This window comes from Pseudomonas sp. MYb60, from assembly GCF_002979555.1.
GTDB lineage: Bacteria > Pseudomonadota > Gammaproteobacteria > Pseudomonadales > Pseudomonadaceae > Aquipseudomonas.
In genome coordinates, this window is the sequence record NZ_PCOZ01000027.1 from 1 (window position 1) to 24,383 (window position 24,383).

Genomic DNA, 24,383 nt, shown 5'->3' on the forward strand with positions numbered 1-24,383 from the left:
TGGGGATGTAGGCGCCGCCGAGAATCTTGAGCAGCGTGGACTTGCCCGCGCCGTTCTCGCCCATCAGCGCGTGCACCGCGTGCGGCCGCGCTTCAAAGCTGATCTGCGCCAGGGCTTTCACCCCCGGAAAGTCTTTGCCGATGCCGTTGAAGCGCAGGGCCGCGCCGGTCATTTCCACAGACCGATCTTGGTCAGCTCTTCCTGGAAGTTGGCGCGGGTGATCAGCGTCACTTCGTCCATGGCCGTGTATTTGGCCGGTTCCTCACCCGTGGTGACCCACTTGTACATTGCCAGCGCCGTGTTGTAGCCCTCGATATGCGGGCTCGGCAACATCGAGCCGAAGAAACCACTGTCGGCTTTCTTCAACTCGCCGATGGCGTCGGTGCCATTGATGCCGATGCCGATCACGTTGGCGGCCTTGAAGCCGGCGCTTTCGGTGGCACGCACGCCGCCGAGCACGGTGTTGTCGTTCATGCCGCCGATGATCAGGTTCTTCGCGCCGCTGGGCAGTTTCACCAATGCCGAGTTGGTGGCGTCCATGCTCCCGGGTACGTCGAGCGTCTTGAGCGCGGCCGTGAGGATGTGCTCCTTCGGAATGCCGGCCTCCTCCAGGGACTTGATCGAACCGTCGGTGCGTTTTTTACCGGTGTCGAGTTCGTTGTAGGTGTTGATCACGGCGTAGGTGTCTTTCCAGTCCCAGCCGCGTTTTTTCGCTTCGGCGGCCATCGCGGCGCCTTGTTTCTGGCCGACCTCAAAGGCGGCCATGCCCAGGTACGGCACGTCTTCCATGAAGTTGCCCTTGGCATCGACGAAGCGATCATCCACGGCCATGACTTTCAAACCATTGACCTTGGCCTTGGCGACGATGGCCGGGCCGAGGGACACGTCCGGCGGGCAGATCACGAAGCCCTTCGCACCGTTGGCAGCGAGGCTGTCGATGGCCGACAAGGTTTTCTCGCCGTCAGGCACGGCGATCTTGATCACCGTAAAGCCGTGTTCCTTGCCGGCTTTTTCGGCGAAGGCCCACTCGGTCTGGAACCAGGGTTCTTCGGCCTGCTTGACCAGAAAGCCGATCTTCACTTCTTCGGCGAGCGCCACACCGCTGAATGCCATCGCGAGCGCCACTGCGCCTAGAGTCTTCTTGAACATGAGCTACCTCTTGTTGTTATTGAGAGCTGCAGGTTTTAGTCGTGGTACATCACAGACCGCCCGCCATCGATCATCAGGCAGGTGGCATTGATAAAGGGCGCTTCATCGGTGGCGAGGAACAGCGCACTCATGGCCACCTCGACCGGCTGCCCGATGCGTTTGGGCGGGTGCAGGTCGAAGGCGCGCTGGCGCTCGGCGTGGGGGTCGGGGAAGCCGTTCCAGTAGTCGACGTTGAGCTGGGTTTCGATATAGCCCGGCGCAATGGCATTCACGCGGATGCCCTTGGACGCGTATTCGATGCCCAGCGCACGGGTCAGCCCGAGCAGGCCGTGCTTGGCGACGGGATAGGGAAAACAGCCGGGGATGATGTGGCTGGAATGGGTGGAAGCAATGTTGATGATGTTGCCGATGCCCTGCTCGATCATGTGCGGCAGCACCGCACGGCAACCGAACCAGGCACCGTCGAGGTCGATGGCGAAGCAACGGCGCCAGTCTTCGTCGCTCATCTGCAGCGGGTCGCGGAACACATTGACGCCGGCGCAGTTGACCAGCACGTCCACGCGACCGAAGCGCTGGATCGTTTGGTTGACCAGTGCCTGCCACTGCTCATTGACGGTGATGTCGATCGGTTGCGCGTGAACGTCAGCGCCACGTTCGCGCCAATGGGCAGCGATTTTCTCGATCTTTTCAGCCTGGATATCCGCGATGACCAGCCGCGCCTGCTGGGCCTGGAAACACGCGACGATCGCTTCGCCAATGCCTTGGGCGGCGCCAGTGACGATCACCACCTTGCCGTTGAGCCGCTCGCCATAGGTAGGCTCGGGCACGGCAGGAAGTGACAACGGTTGTGCCTGCATCGCTTCACCTGTTTTATTTTTGGTAGTGAGTGCTGATGCCGCCGACTATAAACCGATCTTTTGAAATATCTCAATATATAAATTTGCGTCCCATATATTGATCACAACTGTAAAAAAATGTGGGAGGGGGCAAGCCCCCTCCCGCATTTGAATTTCAGGATTTTCCTAAAGTATTTTCAACCCAAGGCGAAGTCTCGCAGCGCATCGCCTTCCATGCGATAGCGTACCCACTCTTCCTGGGGCTGGGCGCCGATGGATTTGTAGAAGGCAATGGCCGGCTCGTTCCAGTCCAGCACGCTCCATTCGAAGCGCCCACAGCCGTTGTCGCAGGCGATCTTGGCCAGGTGGCGCAGCAACTTCTTGCCCGCCCCGCCACCGCGCTGCGCCGGGTTGATGTACAGGTCTTCGAGGTACAGGCAGTTGCTGCCCAGCCACGTGGAATAGCTGAAGAAGAACACTGCAAACCCGATCGGCAAGCCGTCGCGCAGGCAGATCAGCCCGTGGGCAGTGGCCCCCTCGCTGAACAGGCTGCGCTCGATATCCACCACGCTGGCGATCACTTCATGGCGGGCCTTTTCGTACTCGGCGAGCTCAGTGATAAACGTCAGGATCTGCGCAGCATCGCTGGGCACGGCGGGGCGAATCTCGATGGTCATGGGCGAACCTTGGCAATTTCAAAGCACACATACTAAGGGGGATTCATGACCGGAGGAAATCGCCCAAGGCCGGCACACAAAATCTTACAGGTACGCCGACACCGTTCGTCGCCATCGAGGCACCAACGACAAATGCCGACGGACCAATAGAGGGTAAGGACAATAACCCTATGGAGACACCCTCATGAAGCATTCCAAGTTTACTGCCCTCGCTCTGGCTGGCCTGTTGTCTTCGGTTTCGCTGAGCGGTTTTGCGGCGACCTCGTCCACTGGAACCACCACCCCTGATGCCACCACGGAATCTCAGAAATCCATGGGTACCGGGCTGGAAATCAACAACGGTGCGGTGATCGAGAATTCCAACGGCGCCGATCCACACACCAAGGGCCACGACGCAGAGCGTCAGGCACCCTCGGCTGTAGGCAATGGCAAGATGGGCCCGTCTATCAATGAGCCGAAGATCAACAAAGGGGATGATTCGAACCTGCCAGGTGCGCCGAAACAGCCTGCGCCTTAGCAGTGGATCTGCTCCGCTAGACAGTGTGGGAAGGGGTACTCCCCCTCCCACCGTTTTGTCCCGTTTCAATCAGTGACGAGCGCATCCACTTCGGTGGTGCCGGGCGAGGTGGCCGGCCCCCAGCGTGTGACCGCGAGCGCGGCGGCTGCATTGGCACGGCGTGCGGCGTCAGTGGCCGTCAGGCCTTGCGCCAAGCCGGCAATGAACACCCCCGCATGTGCATCCCCTGCCCCATTGCTGTCCACCGCTTTCACGTTGAAGCCCGGTACATGTACGGCATTGACCCAGCAACCGTTGGGCCCATCACGTACCACGCGCAAGGCGTCCTCGGGCAAATGCCGTCGCAAGTCATTCAATGCCTGCGCCAAGGTCTCGGCACCGGTGAACGCCAACGCTTCCGGACCGTTGCTGGTCCAGATGTCAATGCGCGGCAGCAACGCTACCATGAGCGCTGAATCCGGCGCCTTCACCAACGGTCCCGGATCGAACACCACCGTGATTTCACGCGGCAACGCCAGTACCCAGTCGAGCAACGCCTGGGCCTTGCCCTCCAGTAGCAGGCTGTAGCCGCTGACATACACGTAATCGCCCGTCCGTGGCTCGATACGCGCCAGGTCCTCGGCACTCAAGTCGCCCTCGGCGCCAAGGTGGGAAATGAACGTGCGCTCGGTGGTGGCCTCGGTCAGTGACACGCACAGGCCAGTGTCTTTATCGGTGCTGGGCTGCTGAGCCATCTCCACGCCTTCGGCCTGCATGGCCGCACGCGCCAGGTCGCCAAAACGCCCGTTGCCGTGACGCCCGAGGTAAACCACCGGCAGGCCATTGCGTCGCGCAGCCGCCATCACGTTGAACCCACCTCCGGCTTCGAACTGGGCGGATTGCGCCAGCACGTCACCGCCGCTGGCGGGTAAGGTATCCAGGGCCATGACCAGGTCAATGATGACCTGGCCGGTGTGCAGCAATCTAGACATTGGGGCGCCCTACCAAGGCCGGACGACGATCCGTTGCTCCGCCGAGCAGCGCATAAATCCCACCGGCTACCAGAAAGGTGACGATCCAGCCCAAGCCGTTGTGGCCCAGCCAGGAGTCGGACAACGGCCCGGCGAACCAGACGTTCTCGGCGGTGGTGCCGATGGTGGTGAAGCTGAAACCCAATGCAATCGCCACCGCCCAGGCACCGAACGCACGCCATTCCACGCCACCGCGATACCAATAGGCGCTGCTGGGGCTGACGTCCAGCAAGTCAGTGGGGCTGTAGTAGTGGCGGTGAATCAGGTCGACCACGAAGATCCCGACCCATGCAGTGATCGGCACTGCCAGCAGCGAGATGAAGGTAATGAACGGGCCGTAGAAACTGTCGGCGATCAGCATGAAGTAGATCGAACCGGCGAAGATCGCCACGATGTCGACAATCACCGCGTGCACGCGCTTGACCTTCAAACCGAGGGTCAAGGTGGTGAGGCCGGCCGAATACACCGACAGGTTGTTCGACAGCAGCAGCCCGCCGAACGCGGTGATCAGGTAGGGCACGGCCATCCAGGTCGGCAGCATGTCGCGAATCGCGATGATCGGGTCGGTGGCCGCGGCCAGGTCATTGTTGCCCACCGACAACAGGCCGCCGAGGGTGATCAGCAGCACCAGCGGAATGCCGGCGCCAAATGCCGCAGACGCCACCAGACGCACGGCCTTGACGCTGCGATGCTGGTAGCGCGACATGTCGGCACCGGCATTGGCCCAACCGATGCCCGTACCGGCAGCCATGGTCCCGACGCCGATGATCATCGCACTCAGCGGTGCCGGGGTGGCATTGAAGACCGCGCTCCAGTCGATGGTGGCGCAGAGGAAGCCGCCCACCAGAATGTTCAAGCCGCCGAACACGTAGGTGGCCCACTTCTGGATCACCAGCAGCGTGGCGTGGCCAAGGCCGGACACGGCGAGGGTCAGCAGCACGAAAATACCGATGAAGATCAGGGTAAGCAGCGGTGCGCTTTTCGCCTCGACGGCGGAGCCGAACAGGATCGAGCTCAGCGACAACAGCACGAACGCTGCGGTGGTGGTGTTGACGGTTTCCCAACCCAGGCGCGACATCAGCGAAACCAGTGTGGGGCCTATGTTGCCACGCACGCCAAAGATGGCGCGGGACAGGGTCAGGCTTGGCGCACGGCCGCGTCGGCCGGCAATGGAGATGATCCCCACCACGGCGAAAGAACCGGCGGCGCCGAGGATCGCAACGATGATCGCCTGCCAGATGGCCAGGCCACGGAAGGCTACCAGCGTCGCCCCCAGCGGCAGGCCGAGGATGCTGATATTGGCGGCGAACCATACCCAGAACAGCTGCAGCGGGTGGCCGTTGCACTCACCTTCCGGGACCGGTTCGATGCCGCGTGTTTCCAATTGCCCGGCGCTCTGGCCGGAAGAGGTGTTGCTCATGAGGAATGCTCCTGATGCCTGTCTTATTGTGGTTGTGGCAGGTGTTTATCGGGTCTTCCTGACCCGATGCGATCAACCTGTGGAGCGGTAGTCGTCAACGCAATTCGAGCAACCCTTGCGCCAACGGCTGCAGGTCCAGGCCATTGACCCGCTTGACCTGCTCTACCATCGCCTCCGGCCAGCACTGCATGCCCAGGCAGGCACCCAGCATGGCGCCCAGGATTGCGGCGATGGTATCGGTGTCGCCACCCAGGCTGGCGGCCAGGCACAACGCTTCGAACGCATTCATGTCACCCACCGCCACTTGCTGGGCCAGGGCGAACGACACCACCACCGATTCCTGGGACGCGACTGAGGTGCCAATCAATTCGTAGAGCAGGTCGGCGAACAGGGCCTGGTCGGTACTGCCCACACTCAAGGTACGCGCCCAGCTGATACGCGTGGAAATGCGCCCGCCCGCAATCCAGTGACCGTGCTTTTCCGCTTGCTGGGCGATCTGCACGCCGATGTTCAGGGCTTCGCCAAGGTCCACACCCTGGATGCCGGCCGACACCACCGCCGCCACCGCCGCCGCGCTGGAGATGCCCAGGCTGGTGTTGTGGGTGACCTGGCAGGCCTGGATCACGGCCTGGATAAACTGCGCCGGGTGGCTGACATCCGCGGCGATCCCCACCGGGGTGATGCGCATCGCTGCACCATTGGTGGTGCCATAGCGGCCGGACTCTTCCGGCGTGTGGCCGGCGAGGATCATATCGATGGCCCGCTTGGTCGATGGGCCAAGCAGATCCTGGGAGCCTTTTGCACGCATCGCCGCTTCCCAGTCGATCAGGCGTTGGGCAAGCACAGTGGGCGCGATGGTGCCCTGGCCCTCCACCAACAACTCACCCACGAGGATGGCCTGTTCAGTGTCATCGGTGATGGAGCCTGCCGGCATGTTGGGGGCGATGGGCTGATCGGCCGCCGCATCCTCCAGGCCCGTGATGGCGCCAAAGCGCGCACGAACCTGCTCGCGGCTCAGGGATTGGGTGGGCATGCCCAGGGCATCGCCCAAAGCCAGACCGTAGAAGGCGCCGAGGGCGCGATTGAGCGGGGTCATTTCGAGCTTCCAAATTGCAGGTGCAGGCGAAAGTGCAGAGGGTCGAGCAGGCTTTCGACGTGCTCCATGAAGCGTTCGCGACGGTCGTAGGTAGTGCGCGAGGCCTTGAGGAACACCGTGCCAGCAGGACGGCCCAGCAGTTCGGCATCTTCGTCACTGAGGGCCTCGGCGCCGATCCACTGGTCACCTTCCGCGCCGACGTAACCGTAGGCCGCCAGGGTGATGGTCAGGGAGTCGTCGATCAGCCCGACTGTCGGCAGGCTCTCGAGGCCACCGGAGGCGGGCATCAGCGAGCGCTCTAGGGACACGGCGACACCGTCGAGGGTGCTGCGGAGGCGGTCGAGCGTGACGAATTGGTCAGTGCCGAAACGGCTGAACAGGCCCGGGCGGGTCACCGCTTCCAGACGCACAATCTCGGTGATGACCCGCGCGCCGGTATCGGCCAGGGCTTGGGCCCAGCCGCTGTGCTGGTCGAGCGCCATGCCGTCAAAGGTGACAATGGAGCCCACGCCACTCTGGGTCGCGATGTAGTTGCGACGCTTGAGCTCAGCCAGGGCTTCACGCAGGGTGCCGCGACTGACCGCGAACTCCTCGGCCAACTGATGCTCACCTGGCAGCAGGAAACCATCGGCCATCACGCCGCCCTCGATGCGGCGGATGAGTTCGTCGACGACGCGTTTTTTCTTATCAAATCGGACATGTCTAATCATGTACAAATTGAACGCCAAAGCGTCGGCTGCCGGCAAGGGAATTATTTCAAGGAACGAGTAAAACCGGCCTCAGGGCTCCAGGCCGATAGGGAAAAATACCCCGCCGCTCCAGACGCCAAGCCAGTTCTGACCGTTGATCGGACGGCTCACTGCCAGTTCCACCAGTTGGTAGAACACATTGCGATGCACCAAGGCTTCAAGGTTGGTGCGCACGCGCAGATAGGGCGACGGTTCCTGGGTGACGGGGTCGATCACGACCCGCAGCGGATGCTCAAGGCCGGCTTCGACGGGTTCGTCGACGTTAGTGGTGAATCGCAGCAACTGGCTTTCGCCCTGCCCTTCGACTTCCAGGGTAACGGCGACAAAGGGCGCGTCTTCCACGACGATGCCGACTTTTTCCACCGGGGTTATCAAAAAGTAGGCATCGCCATCGCGGCGCAGGATATTGGAGAACAACTTGACCATCGGTTTGCGCCCGATCGGCGTGCCCTGGTAGAACCAGGTGCCATCGCGGGCAATACGCATGTCGATGTTGCCGCAGAAATCCGGGTTCCACAGGTGCACCGGCGCCGGTCCCTTGCCTTTGGGCAATTGGGCCAACAGATCGTTGGCCTTGGCGGAATCGGTCATGGGGATCTCCTGTTACTTATTGATTGCTCATGCCCAGCAGGCCGCGAGCGTATTGCGCCAGGGGGCGGGCAATCAGGTCTTCGGGCTTGTTGTCGTGGAACGTCAGTAAACCACCACGACTGCGGATACGTGCAGTATCAATCAAATACTGGGTGCTGGTCTCGATCAACATGATCTGAATCACGCCACTGTCCAGGCCGACGCGGTCAAGGGCTTGCTGGTCAGTCCATTCGTCGGCATTGCCGATGCGGTCATCCGCTTTGGCGAACCGGCAGTACAGCAGGTAGTGGGCGCCCGCCGCACGGGCTTCCGCCATTGCCTGCTCGAGGCCTTCGGGCTGGCGCGCGCGGCGGACCATGGGGAAGTATTCGACAAAACCGTTGAAGGCCTCTTCGGCCACCACATTCGGGCGCGGATAGGCGCTGCCCGGCGGAACGAATGCGCCTTGGGCGATAAAGATAAAGGAGTCCGGCTGCACACGAATCGACGCGGTTCGACGCGTATCGCTATGGTCCAGCAACCCGGCATCGCTCATCTGATAGCGGGTGCCTTCGGCCATATCGCTGACGGTCATGCAACCACTGAGCGTCAACGACGCCAGCAACAACAGCAGACTACGCATCCAAATCCTCCAGAGGCCGGTGACGGAAAACCGGCGAATGGGCGTGAGATGCAGGTTTTGCGCCATCTTGGCAGCGGTACATGTCAAATGTGGGAGAGGACTTGCCGGGTCAGCCGCCGATAATCTTCATGACGGTGGCACCGCCAGAGAACGCGACTTCCTGCTTGTCCCCCAGCGCTTTCATCAACAACCCCTGCAACGCCGGCAGTGCCTGATGGCGTGGCTTGTCCAGCAAGTCGCCGACATAGTGGCGGTTGCTCGACGACAGACAGCCATGCAGCCAGCCAGTGGACGACAGCCGCAGCCGCGAACAGGTGCGGCAGAACGGCACGCTTTCGTTGGCGATCACACCGAAATGACCCTTGCCCGGGATTTCATAGCGGACGGCCGTGGCGTCAACCGGCGCATTGGCCTGCAGGTACTCGTGGCGTTCGCCGATCAGGCTGAGCAGTTGTTGCAGGCTGACGAATTGTTGCAGGAAGGCATTCGAGTCCTTGGCCAGGTGGCCCATGCGCATCAGCTCGATGAAGCGCAGCTCGTAGCCCCGCTCCAGGCAGTAGTCGAGCAGCGGCATCACCTGGTCCAGGTTCTGGCCGCGCAACGGCACCATGTTCACTTTGATCTTGATCCCGGCGGCGCGGGCCTGGTCCATGCCGTCGAGCACGGTGGCCAGGTCGCCGCCACGGGCGATGCTGCGAAAGGCATCGGCGTCGAGGGTGTCGAGGGAAACGTTGATGCGCTTGATGCCAGCCTCTACAAGCAGCGGCAGTTTGCGCGCCAACAGTTGGCCGTTGGTGGTCAGGCTGATATCACTGAGGCCCATCTGCCCCACCGCGCCCATGAAAGCTTCCAGCTTGGGGCTGACCAACGGCTCGCCGCCGGTGATACGCAGACGGTCGATGCCCGCCGCTTCGATCAGGTACTCGACGCCACGGGCCATGGCCTCGGCGGAGAGTTCGTCCTGGGCAGCCACCAGCCGCTTGCCGTTGGGCACGCAGTAGGTACACGCATAATTGCAGGCTGAGGTCAGGCTGATCCGCAAATTGCGAAAACGCCTGCCTTGACGATCAACGATCATGGATCACTCCGGCAGAGGATAACTCGGGCGCGCTAAAAGCTGACTGAAAAATCAACTTTTAGCAAGCGTCCTTGCCTGAGTATATTCCTGGGTTACTGCGCGTGGCAGCAAATCATTAGGTGGCGGGGGTTTGCGCCGGCGGTGGCTCGATGCTGTGCTTGCGCTTGTTGCCCATGCGCACGCCGATGTCCATCAGGAACTGGAAAAAGCCCTCCTGATCTTCCAGCACGTTGCTCCAGAACGGCGAGTGATACAGCGCAACGGCGCCGTGTACCAAGGCCCAGGCCGCGCAATAGTGGAAATACGGCGGTACGTCTTCGAGCTTGCCTTCGCTGATGCGGCCCTTGATCAACAGGGTCAGGCGCTCGAAGTTGGAGGCGCGGATCTTGTGCAGCTCCTCGACCATCTCCGGCACCTGATGGCCCTTGACCACCTTTTCCTCCAGGCGGTCGAACAGACGATAGCGCTGCGGGTCACGCATGCGGAATTCGAAATAGGCGCGGGACAGAGCTTCCTTGTCCTTGTCCACATCGGCGGAATGCAGCAGCTCGTTCAAATCGCGCTCGTAGTCGAGCATCAGGCGCAGATAGATCTCGGCCTTGGACTTGAAGTGCTTGTAGATGGTGCCTTTGCCGATACCCACGGCATCCGCGATCATCTCGACGGTGACGCTGTCTTCACCCTGTTCGAGAAACAGCTTGAGTGCGGTGTCGAGAATTTCCTGCTCACGGCGGCGAAACTCACGGACCTTACGGGGTTCTTTGTGCATGAGGAAGAGGTCTGCAGAGGTCGGTAGAGGGAGGGTTGCGCAGGGCCACGGATACGTGGCGATACGATTTACCCGATGCGAGGGATTATCCCGACTGAATGGTCGTTGAGCAACGTCTATGTGAACCCGCCCTGCACTTAACTTTCAGCGCACCAACGTTTTGCCTGATTTCAGTCAGAAATAATACGCAATAACCATCACCGTACACCTGCTTGATGAGAACTCAAGCGAAGCGCGCGTATTCCAAATCTGTTTAAAAAACGACCAACCGCGACTGGACTGAATCAGATACTGATCAATACTTGAACTGTCGGCGTGACATCTCCCCCAAGTGACGCGCCGACCTGGGTACCGAAGGACTGTGTGCCCTTGTTTTACTCCTAATGGTCTTAACCCGGATTCACCCCCCAGAACCCGGGTTTTTTTTGCCTACGATTTGACGTGGGCCAAGGGGAACAGACGCTTGAAGTTCTCGGTGGTCTGTTCGGCAAAGCGTTCGCAGGACTCTCCGCGCAGCATCGCCAGGTAGTCCGCCACATCCCGCACATACTCGGGCAGGTTCGGCTTGCCGCGATGGGGGATGGGCGCCAGGTACGGCGAATCGGTTTCCACCAGCAGGCGATCGGCCGGCACCTGGCGCGCGACGTCGCGCAGTGCGTCGGCATTGCGGAAGGTGACGATGCCCGACAGGGATATGTAGAACCCCAGGTCCAGGGCCGCCTTGGCCATGTCCCAGTCTTCAGTGAAGCAATGCAACACGCCGGCCTGGGGCAAGGCGGCTTCGCGCAGCAGGGCCAGGGTGTCGGCGCGGGCGCCACGGGTGTGGACGATCACCGGCTTGCCGGTCTGCTGGGCGGCTTGCAGGTGCAGGCGGAACGAGGCCTGCTGCAGTTCGGCGGCTTCGGGCTCGTAGTGATAATCCAGGCCGGTTTCGCCGATGGCGACCACACGCGGGTGATTCAGCTCGCCCAGCAACCAGTCCAGGGCCGGGGCTTCGCCGGGCTTGAGGTCCAGCGGGTGGATGCCCACCGAGCAGTCCACATCGGCATAACGCTCGGCCAGGGCCTTGACGTCGGCGGCGTTGTCGGCACTGACGCCGATGCACAGGAAATGCCCTACCCCGCGCTGGCGCGCCGCTTCAAGCGCGGCATCGAGGGAACCGCCGTGCTGGGCCAGGTCGAGACGATCAAGGTGGCAATGGGAATCTACGAGCATAGGAAAATACGACTTAAATCACGAGAAATGTCTGGCCAACGATACACCCGTTGGCCACGGAATTTAACGGCGGCCGAGCAAGCCGACCCACTGCACCAGCAGCGCTTCCAGCAGCAGCACGCGGTTGAGGTTGGCCTTGCCGAGTACCTTCTGACGCTGGGCGAGGATCCAGTCCTGGATATTCAGCACCTTGTCCTGAGCACTTTTTTGCGCCAGGTACTGCACGACCTTGCGCATATCCGCCAGGCCCAGACCGTTCTCATCCTGGGTGAGCTGGTAGCGCAGGATCAGGCTGGACCAGTCGCAGAACCAGTCGAACAGCAGCAGCAGCGGGATATCTTTCCAGGCGGTTTCAGCCAGTTGCGTGGCCGACACTTCCTGCTTGATGAGTTTTTTCACCCCATCGACTACCAGCGCGCGCTGTTCACGCACGCCTTGGGCCTGCAACTTGATGGCGGCCAGCGGCGAACCGGCGGCCAGGGTCAGCAGTTCGACACGCTCGTCCGCCGAGCACTCAGGCAACGCCTGCGCGAGCCATTCAAGGCTCATGGCCTCGCTTGGCAACGGGCACGCCTGCTGTACGCAACGGCTGCGGATGGTCGGCAGCAAGCGGCTGGACTGGTGGCTCACCAGCAACAGCACGGTATCGCCGGACGGTTCTTCGAGGCTTTTGAGCAAGGCGTTGGCGGCGTTGATGTTCATCGCCTCCACGGGTTCGATCAGCACCACCTTGCGCCCGCCCATCTGCGCGGTTTGCACCACGAAACTGACGAGGTCGCGCACCTGGTCGACCTTGATCGCCTTGTCGGCTTCCTCGGGTTCCAGCAGGTAGTTGTCCGGGTGGCTGCCGGCCTTGAGCAGCAGGCAGGATTTGCATTCGCCGCAGGCTTCCAGGTTGACCGGCCGCTGGCACAGCAGGCTGGCCATCAGGCGCTCGGCGAGCGCACGCTTGCCGATGCCGATGGGCCCGTGCAACAGATAGGCGTGGGCGTGCTGGGCACGGCCGGCCAATTGTTGCCAGAGGCTGTCCTGCCACGGGTAGGCTTCAGCCACGGGCGCGCTCCAGCAGGGTCGGCAACAGGGCGTCGATGGCGAGCTGCACCTGGGCCAGCGGCTGTGCCGCGTCCAGCAAGTGATAACGCGTGGGCTCGGCCTTGGCGCGCTTGAGAAATGCGCCACGCACGGCCTCGAAGAACGCCTGGCCTTCCAGCTCGAAACGGTCCAGGCGACCACGGGCGCTGGCGCGGGCCAGGCCGACTTCCACCGGCAGGTCGAACACCAGGGTCAGGTCGGGGCGCAAATCGCCCTGCACGAAGGTTTCCAGCGTGGCGATGCGTTCCAGGGACAAGCCCCGGCCGCCGCCTTGATAGGCGTAGGTCGAATCGGTGAACCGGTCGCAGATCACCACGGCGCCGCGTGCCAGCGCCGGGCGGATGACTTCGGCCAGGTGCTGGGCGCGGGCGGCAAACACCAGCAGCAGCTCGGTGTCCGGGTTCATTTGCTCCTCAACCGGGGCCAGGAGTACTTCGCGGATACGCTCGGCCAGTGGCGTGCCGCCGGGCTCGCGGGTCAGCACCACTTCGATGCCGGCGGCGCGCAAGCGCTCGGCCAGGTAATCGCGGTTGGTGCTTTTGCCGGCGCCTTCAGGGCCTTCCAGGGTGATAAACAAGCCAGTCACAGGCAGTCCTTAGTCAGAGTCATTGCGGGCCTGGCTCGGCAGGCGCATCAGTCGGCGCTGCCGGGTCTTGCGCAGGCTTTACTGTCGGCGCCGGGCTCGAACGGTAATCGGCACGGCGCTTGAGCTGGAACTCGCGCACGGCGGCATTATGCGCATCCAGGTCATCGGAGAAAATATGGCTGCCATCGCCGCGGGCGACAAAATACAAGCTGCTGCCCGGCACCGGGTTCAACGCGGCATGGATCGCCTCGCGGCCGACCATGGCAATGGGCGTCGGCGGCAGGCCGGCGACCATGTAGGTGTTGTAGGGGTTGGCTTCCTTGAGGTGGGCACGGGTCAACTTGCCGTTGTAGCGCTCGCCCAGGCCGTAGATCACGGTGGGGTCGGTCTGCAGCAGCATGCCAATCTTCAGTCGGCGCACGAACACGCCAGCGATCTGGCCGCGCTCCTCGGGCACGCCGGTCTCTTTCTCCACCAGGGAGGCCATGATCAGCGCTTGGTAGGGTTCGGTGTACGGCGCGTCGGGCGCGCGTTGGCTCCATTCCTGAGCGAGTACGTCGTCGAGGCGGTTATAGGCTTTCTTCAGGAACTCGACATCGGTCATGCCGCGCACAAAGCGATAGGTGTCCGGGAAAAAGCGCCCTTCGGGGAACACGCGGGGGTGACCGAGCTTGTCCATCACTTCGCTGTCCGTCAGGCCCGCGAGGGTCTGCTCGATCTTTTCGTGCTTGGCCAGGGCTGAACGCACCTGGCGGAAATTCCAGCCTTCCACCAGGGTCAGGCTGTATTGCACCACTTCACCGCGCTGCCACAGCCCGATCAAGCCTTGCGCTGTCATGCCCGGGGTCATGCGGTATTCGCCGCTGTGCAGCGGTTGGCCGTCGAGGTTGAAGCGCCAGTACAGGCGCAGCCAGAAGGCACCCTCGATGACGCCGTCGGCCTCCAGGCGATTGAAGGTGCCGGTAGGCGTCGCGCCCGCAGGGACGTCGAGCATCTGCTCGGCCGTCAGGTTCAAGGGCTGCTTGAGGGCAGAGTCGAATTTCCAGGCGCCATAGCCCAACAGCAATGCTGCCGAGAACAAGCCGGCCAGCAGCAGTACAACCAGTTTTCGTATCAACTCAAATATCCAATAGCGCGCGAACAATGCCCTGCAGTTTACGGGTGAGCGGCCCAACCGGCCAGCTCATCGCAGCACAGCCGCGCACCGGCCAAATGCCATACACGCTGTTGCAGACGAAGACTTCATCCGCCTGCTGCAACTGCTCAAACCTGATATCGGCCACGGCCACCGGGATCCCCAGGGCATGCGCCTGGGCCAGGATCTCGGCGCGCATCACGCCGGCAACCCCGCATCGGCTCAGATCGGCGGTTAGTAACAAACCGTTGCGTACTAGGAACAGGTTGCTGAAAACACCTTCGATGATGCGTCCGGACGCATCCAGCATCAGGCCTTCGGCATGTTCGGCATCCTGCCATTCGGCCCGGGCGATCACTTGTTCAAGGCGGTTGAGGTGCTTGAGACCGGCGAGCAACGGTTGCTCGGCCAAGCGGGTAGCACACGCAAACAGGCGGATGCCCTCGTTTGCGTGGGCCTGGGGATAGGCTGCGGGCGCACTGCCCTGCAGGATTCGGCGCACCGGCGCACCGGGGTTGATGCCGTAACCGCGCAGGCTGTCGCCGCGGGTGAGGATCAACTTGAGCACGCCGTCACCCAGGATGGCGGCATAGGCGAGCATTTCGCTACGGATCAACGTGAGGTCCGCAGCGAACGCCAGGCGCCTGCAACCCTCCTGGAGGCGTTGCAGGTGCCGCTCGAGCAGCACGGGCTGCCCGGCCTTGACGGCGATGGTCTCGAACAAGCCATCACCATAGGCCAGGCCACGATCTTTCAGAGGCACGCTGTCCGCTGGCTGACCGTCGACCCAGCAGTCCATCACTCGGCGAACCGGCGGAACACCAGGGAACCGTTGGTACCGCCAAAGCCGAACGAGTTGGAGATCGCCACGTCGATCGGCATCGGCTGCGCTTCGTGCGGCACGAAGTTCAGGTCGCAGCCTTCGTCCGGCTCATCCAGGTTGATGGTCGGCGGCGCAACTTGATCCTTGATGGCCATCACGCTGAAGATTGCCTCGACCGCGCCCGCCGCACCCAACAGGTGGCCGGTCATCGACTTGGTGGAGCTCACCGCCAGGTTGTAGGCGTGTTCGCCGAATACCGACTTGATGGCCTGGGCTTCCGCCAGGTCGCCCGTCGGCGTGGAGGTACCGTGGGCGTTGATGTACTGCACCTGCTCGGCGTTGACCTTGGCGTCACGCAGGGCATTGGAAATGCAACGCGCCGCGCCAGCACCGTCGGACGGTGGCGAGGTCATATGGTAGGCGTCACCGCTCATGCCAAAGCCGATCAGCTCGGCATAGATGGTCGCGCCGCGTGCCTTGGCGTGTTCCAACTCTTCCAGCACCAGGGCGCCGGCACCGTCGGACAGCACGAAACCGTCACGGCCCTTGTCCCACGGACGGCTGGCACGGGTCGGCTCGTCGTTGCGGGTCGACAGCGCACGGGACGCGCCGAAGCCGCCCATTCCCAGGCCGCAGGCGGCCATTTCGGCGCCGCCGGCAATCATCACGTCGGCTTCGTCATAGGCGATATTGCGCGCCGCCATGCCAATGCAGTGCGTACCGGTGGTACACGCCGTGGCGATGGCGTAGTTGGGCCCCTGTGCACCGAGGTGGATGGACAGGAATCCGGAAATCATGTTGATGATCGAGCCCGGCACGAAGAACGGTGAAATTCGACGCGGACCAGTCTCGTGCAACGTGCGGCTGGTTTCTTCGATATTGGTCAGACCGCCAATACCCGAACCCATGGCCACGCCGATGCGATCACGGTTGGCGTCGGTGACTTCCAGGCCGGCATTACGCACTGCCTGAAAACCGGCTGCCAGGCCGTATTGAATGAACAGGTCGAGTTTGCGGGATTCCTTGATCGAGAGGTATTCCTCGACGTTGAAACCCTTTACCGAGCCGCCAAAACGGGTGGAATAGGCAGAAAGGTCCGTGTGTTCGATCAGACCGATACCACTGCGGCCAGCCAGAATGCCCTGCCAACTGCTCGGCACATCCGTACCCAGTGGCGACAACATACCCATACCGGTGACTACGACGCGTCTACGCGACACAGCACTCTCCTTTTTCTAATGACGACACTTTGCTTCAGAGCTTACTTTTGATCACCGCTAAAGAAAAAACCGCACGCCTTTACAGCAGTGCGGTTTTTCCCTGACAGCAAGCGACGACTACAAACTATTACGCCTGGTGGGCAGTAACGTAGTCGATAGCAGCTTGAACAGTAGTGATTTTTTCAGCTTCTTCGTCCGGGATTTCGGTCTCGAATTCCTCTTCCAGAGCCATCACCAGCTCAACGGTGTCAAGGGAATCGGCACCCAGGTCTTCTACGAAGGAAGCGGTGTTGACCACTTCTTCTTCTTTAACGCCCAGTTGCTCGGCGACGATTTTCTTGACGCGCTCTTCGATGGTGCTCATACCTTGTTTAACTCCTAATGGACAAATTCAGGCAGCTGGCCAGTGGGTAAGTGTATAGAAAGCCTTTTCAGCTTTTCAACTGAAAGCTTCACCACGTACCCGTTCGGCCACCCGCCTCTAAATTAAGTTGCAGCTTTATAACGGATTTTAGACAGCTCGTATGACATTTTTTTGAAGCGATCCGTCACAAATTAACTCATGTACATCCCGCCGTTCACCGGGATTGTAGCCCCAGTCACGTATGCCGCACCCTCGGATGCCAGGAAAGACACCACATTCGCGATCTCTTGAGCCTGGCCCAGACGGCCCAGCGGAATCTGCGTCAGCAAGGCTTCACGCTGTGCTTCCGGCAGTTCGCGGGTCATATCGGTGTCGATGAACCCTGGGGCCACCGAGTTGACCGTAATCGACCGCGAGCCGACTTCACGTGCCAATGCACGGCTGAAACCTTCCAGACCGGCCTTGGCGGACGCATAGTTTACTTGGCCTGCGTTGCCCATGGCACCCACTACGGAGCCAATATTGATAATTCGGCCCCAACGCGCCTTGGTCATGCCGCGCAAAACGCCCTTGGACAGGCGAAACAGACTGTTCAGGTTGGTATCGACCACGTCGTACCACTCGTCGTCTTTCATGCGCATCATCAGGTTGTCGCGGGTGATGCCGGCGTTGTTCACCAGGATCGACGGTGCGCCAAACTCTGCGCTGATCTGCGCCAGTACGGCAGCCACGGACTCGTCGCTGGTCACGTTCAGCTCAAGGCCGGTGCCTTGTACGCCGTTTTCCTTCAGGGTCGCGGCGATACGCTCGGCGCCCGAAGCGGACGTGGCGGTGCCGATCACGATGGCGCCTTGACGGCCCAACTCGAGGGCGATGGCCTGGCCAATGCCACGGCTTGCGCCGGTAACCAGTGCAACTTTACCTTGCAGACTCATGCAGGCTTCTCCTAATTCTTCAGGCCAGGGCTGCGCGAGCGGCAGCGAAGGCATCCGGGGTATTGAGGTTAGCGGTCGACACACCGTCGGCGCAGCGCTTGTTCAGGCCGGCCAGGACTTTGCCCGGGCCGCACTCGACCAGTTCGGTGGCGCCATTGGCGGCCAAGGTCTGGACCGATTCCACCCAACGTACGGGCTTGTAGAGCTGTTCCAGCAGGTCGCGCTTGAGGGTATCGAGGTCGGCGGCCACGGCCGCGCTGACGTTCTGCACCAGCGGGATCTGCGGCGCCTGCCAGTTGATGGCAGCGATGGACTCGGCAAAACGCTCGGCGGCCGGGCGCATCAGTTCGCAGTGCGACGGCACGCTCACGGGCAACGGCAGGGCACGCTTGGCGCCACGGGCCTTGCAGCCTTCGATGGCACGCTCGACGGCCGCCTTGGCACCGGCGATCACCACCTGGCCAGGGGAGTTGAAGTTCACGGCACTGACCACGTCGCCCTGAGCCGCTTCGGCACAGGCTTCGATCACGACAGCATCGTCCAGGCCGAGAATGGCGGCCATGCCGCCCTGCCCGGCCGGAACGGCTTCCTGCATCAGTTGACCACGACGCTCGACCAGCTTGACCGCTTCCGCCAGGGTCAGGCTGCCCGCCGCCACCAAGGCGCTGTATTCGCCCAGGCTGTGACCGGCGACGAAGGCCGGGCGTGCGCCGCCTTCTGCCAGCCACAAACGCCACAGGGCGATCGAAGCGGTCAGGATGGCCGGCTGGGTTTTATCGGTTTGGTTGAGTTGCTCTTCCGGCCCTTGCTGGGTCAGTGCCCACAGGTCGTAACCCAGAGCGTCGGAAGCTTCCTTGAAGGTGTCCAGGATCAACGGGTATTGCGCGCCCAGCTCGGCCAACATGCCGAGGGACTGCGAACCCTGCCCTGGAAAGACGAATGCGAGGGATGTAGACATGTAACAAGCCCCTAATGATCTGGTCGTCAAAAAAGCGCACGCCTACAGCGGGAGCGCGCGAAACTGACAGATTGGATGGTCAATTGAACTGGCCGGTCACATTTAAGCACTCCCGAGCCGATTCGCCTAAGGCAACAGGTCCTCAAGACGCCCGCGCAAGCGTTGCGGCAGGTTTTCCTGAATCTCGATCAGGGCCCGCGCAATCGCGCTCTGGAAGCCTTCGACGCCCGCCGAGCCGTGGCTTTTCACCACAATGCCCTGGAGGCCGAGAAAACTTGCGCCATTGTGCCGCGCCGGTGCCAGGTCCGCCTGCAGTCGGCGCATCAGCGGCAGCGCCAAAGCACCGACCGCGCGTGACAACAGATTCTGCCTGAACAAGGTTTCAATCCGGCTGGCAATCATCGTCGCCAGGCCCTCGCTGGATTTGAGCAGGATATTGCCGACAAACCCGTCGCACACAACCACATCCGCTTCGCCGCGGTACAGGCCATCACCCTCGACGAACCCGATGTAGTTCAAGCCTCGCGCGCCTTGCAACAAGGTCGCAGCCAATTTGACCTGCTGGTTACCCTTGATGTCCTCGGTGCCGATATTCAGCAACGCCACCCGCGGGCGGGTCACGCCCAGCGCTTCGGCAGCCACCGACCCCATCACCGCGAACTGGAACAGGTGATCGGCACTGCAATCGACGTTCGCGCCCAGGTCCAGCAACTGGCAATAGCCCTGTTGCGTCGGAATCGCGGCCACCATGGCCGGACGATCAATGCCGGGCAGCGTCTTGAGCACATGCCGCGACAACGCCATCAGCGCCCCGGTATTACCCGCACTGACACAGGCTTGCACCTTGCCATCGCGCAGCAACTCCAGGGCCACCCGCATCGAAGAGTCGGGCTTGCCACGCAGGGCCGCCGCCGGCTTGTCATCCATGCTGATGGTTTCGCTGGCTGGCGTAATCGTCAGGCGCGCGCGATCCACCGCCGGATGGCTGGCAATCAGTTCTTCAAGTAAGGAGGGTTGACCGACAAGGGTCAGGTGCAGCGAGGGTGTTGCAGACAGGCTGGCAATGCAGGCCTGAACAATGCTGCGGGGACCGAAGTCCCCGCCCATTGCGTCTATCGCGATGACTAGAGCAGACAAGTGATTACTCGTCAGCGCCCTTGTCGATCACTTTACGGCCACGGTATACGCCTTCTGGCGATACGTGGTGACGCAGGTGAACTTCACCGGTGGTCTTTTCTACGGACAGGGTGCTTGCCTCGAGAGCGTCGTGCGAACGGCGCATGTCACGGGCGGAGCGGGATTTTTTGTTCTGCTGAACAGCCATAATTGATTAACTCCTAAACGTTTGGGTCACGCTTTAACTGCGCCAATACACTGAACGGGTTGGACCGCGTTACCTCGTCCTCGCTCGGTTCGGGCTCGTCATCGAGGCCCGCCGGCTGCTGGCATTCTTCCGGATGATGAGCAGGCACAATGGGCAAGGCGAGCAAAAGCTCCTCCTCGATCAGTGCATGCAGATCCAAAGGATCTTCGCCCAGTTCCAGCACGTCATAACCTTTCGGCAACGACTGGGTATTCGCACCCTCCTTCACCACAGCATAACTGCACTCGCTGTGGATCGGCAGGGTGACCAGCTCAAGACAACGCTGGCAAACCATTTTGACTTCGGTGTCGATAAAGCTGTGGATTACCACAGATTTACGTTCATCTCGTTCAAAAACGAATTTAGCCTGGACCGTACCGACGGTGTCGGAAAGCGGGTCGCAGAGTCTCTCCAAATCGGCCAGCAGCAACTCACCTTGAAGGGAAGTGCCACGATCAGCCAATTTGCGCGGGTCAACGTGAGGTGGAATCGGGTCATTCAACATAGGCGCAGCATTATAGGGATGCACCCGGCCATGTCAAAGGAAATTCAGCCCTGTGCGTCAGCCGGTCACGCAGCTAGAATTCCCGGCCGCCCTGAGGAGACGCCCATGCTGCCTTTATTACTCGCATCCAGCTCGGTTTATCGCCGGGAATTGCTGAGCCGCCTGCACCTGCCATTCACCTGCAGCTCGCCGGATATCGACGAAAGCCATCGTGCAAATGAGTCCGCCGTGGAATTGGTCAAGCGCCTGGCCGAACAGAAAGCCCGCGCCCTCGCCGCCAATCACCCAAGGCATTTGATCATCGGCTCCGACCAGGTAGCGGCGCTCGAAGGGCGCATTATCGGCAAGCCCCACACCTTTGAAAATGCCCGCGAACAGTTATTGGCTGCCAGCGGTAAGCGGGTCAGCTTTTTGACCGGCCTGGCCTTGCTCAATACCGAGACAGGCCACTGCCAGGTCGACTGCGTACCGTTTACCGTGCAGATGCGCGAGCTGGACGCTGAACGCATTGAACGCTACCTGCGGATTGAGCAGCCCTATGACTGCGCAGGTAGCTTCAAGGCTGAAGGGCTGGGCGTGAGCTTGTTTCAGAGTAGCGAAGGGCCGGATGCGACCAGCCTGGTGGGTTTGCCGCTCATTCGCCTGGTAGATATGTTGCTGGCCGAAGGTGTGCAAATCCCCTAGCAACACCGCAAAACGAAATGTGGGAGGGGGCTTGCTCCCAATTACGGTGGGCCAGCTACAAACAAGCTGACTGAACCACAGCCATCGGGGGGGGGCAAGCCCCCTCCCACAATTTGAGCTATCCCAGCCTCAGGATCTCAGCGCAGCGTCGGGCCTTGGAAGCCCATGTACAACGCCAGCTTCTCGGCCACGCTGGCGCCGAGCTTCTTGGAGAACCGATCAAACGGCGACTCCTCGACGGTGAAATCCACCAGCTCTTTCTCGCCGATCACGTCCCGCGCCACCAGACTGGCGCTGCCCAGGCCGTCGATCAAGCCCAGCGGCAATGCCTGCTCGCCCGACCACACCAACCCGGAGAACAGCTCCGGATGCTCTTTGTCCTTCAAGCGATCCCCACGGCCCTGCTTCACGCTGGCGATGAACTGGCGATGAGTGGTGTCGAGCACGCCCTGCCAGAACGCGGTTTCATCCGCCTTTTGTGGCTGGAACGGGTCCAGGAAGGATTTGTGCTCGCCCGACGTGTACGTGCGACGCTCCACCCCCAGCTTCTCCATGGTGCCGACAAAGCCGTAACCGGCCGCCGTCACACCTATGGAACCCACCAGGCTGGCCTTGTCGGCGTAGATCTGGTCGGCGGCGCTGGCGATGTAGTAGGCGCCGGAGGCCCCCAGGTCGGAAATCACTGCATACAGCTTGATGTCCGGATGCAGGCCGCGCAGACGGCGAATCTCGTCATACACATAACCCGACTGCACCGGACTGCCGCCAGGGCTGTTGATGCGCAGGACCACGCCCTTGACCTTGGGGTCTTCAAACGCGGCGCGCAGGCTGCTGACAATATTGTCGGCGCTGGCGGGCTCCTTGTCGGCAATCACCCCACGCACTTCGATCAATGCGGTGTAATGGGCACCCCGGGTGGCGCTTTTTTCCATGTCCATCAGCGGGCTGAACAGCGCCAGCATGCCGATAAGCCAGACGAACGTCAGCAGCTTGAAGAATATCCCCCAACGCCGTGCGCGGCGCTGTTCCTGGACGCTGGCCAGGAGGGTTTTCTCCAGCAGTTTCCAGCTCTTGTCGTCACTGCTGTCAGCCTTTTCAGGCGCTTTCCACTCGTCACTCATGCCATCTACCCCAGCAAAGACTTATCGAGCCCGGCTGAGCCAGGCCTGCAATTCGGAAAAATGATCGATCGTCAGCCGTGGCTCGTATTGCTGCAAGGCCTCGGCAGACTGGGCGCCATAACTGACCGCCACGCTGTCCATGCCTGCATTGCGCGCCATCATCAGGTCGAAGGAGGCATCGCCTACCATCAGTGCCTGACGCGGCGATACACCGCAATGAGCCATGATCTGCTCAAGCATCAGAGGATGGGGCTTGCTGGCAGTTTCATCGGCGGCGCGGGTGATATCGAAATAATTTTCCCAGCCATGAGCCTTGAGCACCCGATCCAGCCCGCGACGAGCCTTGCCGGTAGCAACCGCCAGGTGATAACCCTCGGCGCGAAACGCGTCCAGCGACTGCACCACGCCTTCAAACAGCGGCGAAGGCGTGGCCTCCAGCGCAATGTAGTGATCGGCATAGTGGTCACGAAACGCAGCCAGTTCCGTGTCGCTGATTTCGGGATACAACGTGCGGATCGCCTCGGGCAGGCCCAGGCCAATGATGCCCTTGACCGCGTGATCAGTGCACAGCGCATAACCCGAGCGGGTCGACGCTGCATGCATCGACTCGACAATACGGCCAATGGAGTTGGCCAGCGTACCGTCCCAATCGAAGATCAGCAGTTTGTAATCAAGGTGCGACACTCAAACGCTCCACGGTCTTGGCCCACATGTCATCGACCGGCGCCTGCAGCTTCAGCTCGCCACCATCGGGCAACGGCACGGTCAGCATGTAGGCGTGCAGGAACAGGCGCTTGCCGCCCAGGTCGCGGATCTCCTTGGAGAAACCCTCGTCGCCGTACTTGGTGTCGCCGGCAATGCAATGGCCCGCATGCAGGGTGTGCACGCGAATCTGGTGGGTCCGGCCGGTGACAGGCTTGGCCTCGACCAGGGTGGCGAAGTCGCCGAAGCGGCGCAGCACCTTGAACAACGTCAGGGCCTCTTTGCCCTCCTCGTCCACTTCTACCATGCGTTCGCCAGAGCGCAGGTTGCTCTTCTGCAACGGCGCGCGGACGCTCTTGATGGAGCTGGCCCAGTTGCCACGCACCAGCGCCATGTAGCGTTTGTCCACGCCATCGCCACGCAGGGCGGTATGCAGGTGGCGCAACATGCTGCGCTTCTTGGCAATCATCAGCAGGCCGGACGTGTCGCGGTCCAGGCGGTGGACCAGTTCCAACTCCTTGGCGTCCGGACGCAACTGGCGAAAGGCTTCGATCACGCCGAAGTTGAGGCCGCTGCCACCGTGCACCGCAATGCCGCAGGGCTTGTTGATCACGATCAGCTTGTTGTCTTCGAAGACAATCGAGGCCTCCAGGCGCTGCAACAGGCCCTGCGCCAGCGGCACGGGTTCGTCACGTTCAGGCACGCGCACCGGTGGCACACGGACGATATCGCCCGCCTGCAGCTTGTACTCGGGCTTGATCCGGCCTTTGTTCACCCGCACTTCACCTTTACGCAAGATGCGGTAAATCAAGGTCTTGGGCACGCCTTTGAGCCTGGCCAGGAGAAAATTGTCGATGCGTTGGCCGGCATATTCCGGCGAGACCTCGAGCAGCTGGACGCTGGGGGTCTGGGGGGCGGTAGTCGTCATGGCGGCGATGATAACAATTTTTTATGGAATTGAAGCACTTAATCATTGCTGCTATAGTCGCGAACGCCGCCAAAAGCGGCCTGGCCAGAGGACATGCGGCATACAGCCGGCCCTGACCATCGCAATTCATCAGGACGCGAGGCCGTCCTACGGGGCTTTCGCCACCCTGGAAGGCTCAAGATTGTAACAAGCGCAGGTGACATGAGGCCTGAAGCGAGTGCAGAAAGCAGAGTGAATA

General features: G+C 61.6%; 29 protein-coding genes. 2 read left to right on the forward strand and 27 right to left on the reverse strand.

From position 1 onward, the window contains the following. The 4 genes from CQ041_RS24575 to CQ041_RS24590 all read right to left on the reverse strand — a co-directional run. Positions 1–172 (reverse strand): ATP-binding cassette domain-containing protein (locus tag CQ041_RS24575; RefSeq protein ID WP_146116095.1); only part of this gene is annotated, 172 nt, incomplete at its 3' end. Next, positions 169–1,149, reverse strand: a complete 981-nt coding sequence (locus CQ041_RS24580; RefSeq protein ID WP_105525026.1) for a substrate-binding domain-containing protein — start codon at positions 1,147–1,149, stop codon at positions 169–171. The genes CQ041_RS24575 and CQ041_RS24580, both read right to left, overlap by 4 nt. Positions 1,150–1,184: 35 nt before the next feature. Next, positions 1,185–2,006 carry an SDR family oxidoreductase gene (locus CQ041_RS24585; protein ID WP_105525027.1) on the reverse strand — a complete coding sequence of 274 codons (822 nt, stop codon included), beginning with the start codon at positions 2,004–2,006 and terminating at the stop codon, positions 1,185–1,187. Positions 2,007–2,182: 176 nt separating this feature from the next. Next, positions 2,183–2,662, reverse strand: a complete 480-nt coding sequence (locus CQ041_RS24590) for a GNAT family N-acetyltransferase (RefSeq protein ID WP_105525028.1) — start codon at positions 2,660–2,662, stop codon at positions 2,183–2,185. Positions 2,663–2,846: 184 nt separating this feature from the next. Here CQ041_RS24590 and CQ041_RS24595 point away from each other — a divergent pair, with 184 nt between their 5' ends. Beyond that, positions 2,847–3,179, forward strand: a complete 333-nt coding sequence (locus tag CQ041_RS24595; RefSeq protein WP_105525029.1) for a hypothetical protein — start codon at positions 2,847–2,849, stop codon at positions 3,177–3,179. A 65-nt stretch (positions 3,180–3,244) separates the two neighbouring features. Here the strand turns inward: CQ041_RS24595 and CQ041_RS24600 are convergent, their stop codons facing one another. From CQ041_RS24600 to CQ041_RS24695, 20 genes are all read right to left on the reverse strand, one after another. Beyond that, a complete protein-coding gene (locus CQ041_RS24600) occupies positions 3,245–4,150 on the reverse strand; it encodes a PfkB family carbohydrate kinase (protein ID WP_105525030.1) in 906 nt (301 codons plus the stop codon). After that, complete coding sequence (locus tag CQ041_RS24605) at positions 4,143–5,609, reverse strand: cytosine permease (protein WP_105525031.1); 1,467 nt, start codon at positions 5,607–5,609, stop codon at positions 4,143–4,145. The genes CQ041_RS24600 and CQ041_RS24605 overlap by 8 nt, the downstream gene beginning before the upstream one ends. 94 nt (positions 5,610–5,703) lie before the next feature. Further along, positions 5,704–6,705: an ADP-ribosylglycohydrolase family protein gene (locus CQ041_RS24610; RefSeq protein WP_105525032.1), complete on the reverse strand. Its 1,002-nt coding sequence runs from the start codon at positions 6,703–6,705 to the stop codon at positions 5,704–5,706. Then, a complete protein-coding gene (locus CQ041_RS24615; RefSeq protein WP_105525062.1) occupies positions 6,702–7,415 on the reverse strand; it encodes a GntR family transcriptional regulator in 714 nt (237 codons plus the stop codon). Before CQ041_RS24615 ends, CQ041_RS24610 begins: the two co-directional genes overlap by 4 nt. 69 nt (positions 7,416–7,484) lie before the next feature. Beyond that, the gene (locus CQ041_RS24620) at positions 7,485–8,045 is read right to left on the reverse strand and encodes a DUF1285 domain-containing protein (protein WP_105525033.1); all 561 of its coding nucleotides are present in this window, start codon (positions 8,043–8,045) and stop codon (positions 7,485–7,487) included. A 16-nt stretch (positions 8,046–8,061) separates the two neighbouring features. Continuing rightward, entirely contained in the window at positions 8,062–8,667 is a 606-nt protein-coding gene (locus CQ041_RS24625; RefSeq protein WP_105525034.1) for a DUF4823 domain-containing protein, read from the reverse strand. A gap of 109 nt (positions 8,668–8,776) precedes the next feature. Further along, positions 8,777–9,745: a GTP 3',8-cyclase MoaA gene (locus tag CQ041_RS24630; protein ID WP_105525035.1), complete on the reverse strand. Its 969-nt coding sequence runs from the start codon at positions 9,743–9,745 to the stop codon at positions 8,777–8,779. A gap of 115 nt (positions 9,746–9,860) precedes the next feature. Further along, positions 9,861–10,514 (reverse strand): TetR/AcrR family transcriptional regulator, encoded by a 654-nt coding sequence (locus CQ041_RS24635; RefSeq protein WP_105525036.1) that lies wholly within the window; start codon positions 10,512–10,514, stop codon positions 9,861–9,863. Between the two features lie 429 nt (positions 10,515–10,943). Next, a complete protein-coding gene (locus CQ041_RS24640; RefSeq protein ID WP_105525037.1) occupies positions 10,944–11,729 on the reverse strand; it encodes a TatD family hydrolase in 786 nt (261 codons plus the stop codon). A 63-nt stretch (positions 11,730–11,792) separates the two neighbouring features. Beyond that, positions 11,793–12,782, reverse strand: a complete 990-nt coding sequence (locus CQ041_RS24645; RefSeq protein WP_105525038.1) for a DNA polymerase III subunit delta' — start codon at positions 12,780–12,782, stop codon at positions 11,793–11,795. Next, positions 12,775–13,407, reverse strand: coding sequence for a dTMP kinase (gene tmk / locus CQ041_RS24650; protein WP_105525039.1), 633 nt, complete (start codon positions 13,405–13,407; stop codon positions 12,775–12,777). The genes CQ041_RS24645 and tmk overlap by 8 nt, the downstream gene beginning before the upstream one ends. A 19-nt stretch (positions 13,408–13,426) precedes the next feature. Beyond that, the gene (gene mltG / locus CQ041_RS24655) at positions 13,427–14,524 is read right to left on the reverse strand and encodes an endolytic transglycosylase MltG (RefSeq protein WP_105525040.1); all 1,098 of its coding nucleotides are present in this window, start codon (positions 14,522–14,524) and stop codon (positions 13,427–13,429) included. 1 nt (position 14,525) lies between these two features. Continuing rightward, the gene (pabC, locus tag CQ041_RS24660; RefSeq protein WP_105525041.1) at positions 14,526–15,341 is read right to left on the reverse strand and encodes an aminodeoxychorismate lyase; all 816 of its coding nucleotides are present in this window, start codon (positions 15,339–15,341) and stop codon (positions 14,526–14,528) included. Further along, the gene (gene fabF, locus CQ041_RS24665; RefSeq protein WP_105525042.1) at positions 15,341–16,585 is read right to left on the reverse strand and encodes a beta-ketoacyl-ACP synthase II; all 1,245 of its coding nucleotides are present in this window, start codon (positions 16,583–16,585) and stop codon (positions 15,341–15,343) included. Before fabF ends, pabC begins: the two co-directional genes overlap by 1 nt. Positions 16,586–16,712: 127 nt before the next feature. Further along, entirely contained in the window at positions 16,713–16,949 is a 237-nt protein-coding gene (gene acpP, locus CQ041_RS24670; protein WP_007987170.1) for an acyl carrier protein, read from the reverse strand. 191 nt (positions 16,950–17,140) lie between these two features. After that, positions 17,141–17,884: a 3-oxoacyl-ACP reductase FabG gene (fabG, locus tag CQ041_RS24675; protein ID WP_105525043.1), complete on the reverse strand. Its 744-nt coding sequence runs from the start codon at positions 17,882–17,884 to the stop codon at positions 17,141–17,143. Positions 17,885–17,903: 19 nt separating this feature from the next. After that, on the reverse strand, positions 17,904–18,842 hold the full coding sequence (gene fabD, locus CQ041_RS24680; protein ID WP_105525044.1) for an ACP S-malonyltransferase: 939 nt from the start codon (positions 18,840–18,842) through the stop codon (positions 17,904–17,906). Between the two features lie 126 nt (positions 18,843–18,968). Beyond that, positions 18,969–19,979, reverse strand: coding sequence for a phosphate acyltransferase PlsX (gene plsX, locus CQ041_RS24685; RefSeq protein ID WP_105525045.1), 1,011 nt, complete (start codon positions 19,977–19,979; stop codon positions 18,969–18,971). A gap of 4 nt (positions 19,980–19,983) precedes the next feature. Beyond that, positions 19,984–20,166 (reverse strand): 50S ribosomal protein L32, encoded by a 183-nt coding sequence (gene rpmF, locus CQ041_RS24690; protein WP_003179396.1) that lies wholly within the window; start codon positions 20,164–20,166, stop codon positions 19,984–19,986. A 13-nt stretch (positions 20,167–20,179) separates the two neighbouring features. Continuing rightward, positions 20,180–20,710: a YceD family protein gene (locus CQ041_RS24695; RefSeq protein ID WP_010566563.1), complete on the reverse strand. Its 531-nt coding sequence runs from the start codon at positions 20,708–20,710 to the stop codon at positions 20,180–20,182. Positions 20,711–20,815: 105 nt separating this feature from the next. On the opposite strand from CQ041_RS24695, the gene CQ041_RS24700 reads away from it, so the two are divergent. Next, the gene (locus CQ041_RS24700; protein WP_105525046.1) at positions 20,816–21,394 is read left to right on the forward strand and encodes a nucleoside triphosphate pyrophosphatase; all 579 of its coding nucleotides are present in this window, start codon (positions 20,816–20,818) and stop codon (positions 21,392–21,394) included. A gap of 137 nt (positions 21,395–21,531) precedes the next feature. Here the strand turns inward: CQ041_RS24700 and CQ041_RS24705 are convergent, their stop codons facing one another. From CQ041_RS24705 to rluC, 3 genes are read right to left on the reverse strand one after another with little or no spacing between them, the layout of a single operon-like run. Continuing rightward, entirely contained in the window at positions 21,532–22,515 is a 984-nt protein-coding gene (locus CQ041_RS24705; protein ID WP_105525047.1) for a S49 family peptidase, read from the reverse strand. Positions 22,516–22,536: 21 nt separating this feature from the next. Further along, complete coding sequence (locus CQ041_RS24710) at positions 22,537–23,199, reverse strand: HAD-IA family hydrolase (RefSeq protein ID WP_105525048.1); 663 nt, start codon at positions 23,197–23,199, stop codon at positions 22,537–22,539. Next, the gene (gene rluC, locus CQ041_RS24715) at positions 23,186–24,145 is read right to left on the reverse strand and encodes a 23S rRNA pseudouridine(955/2504/2580) synthase RluC (RefSeq protein WP_105525049.1); all 960 of its coding nucleotides are present in this window, start codon (positions 24,143–24,145) and stop codon (positions 23,186–23,188) included. The genes CQ041_RS24710 and rluC overlap by 14 nt, the downstream gene beginning before the upstream one ends. Between the last annotated feature and the right edge of the window lie 238 nt (positions 24,146–24,383).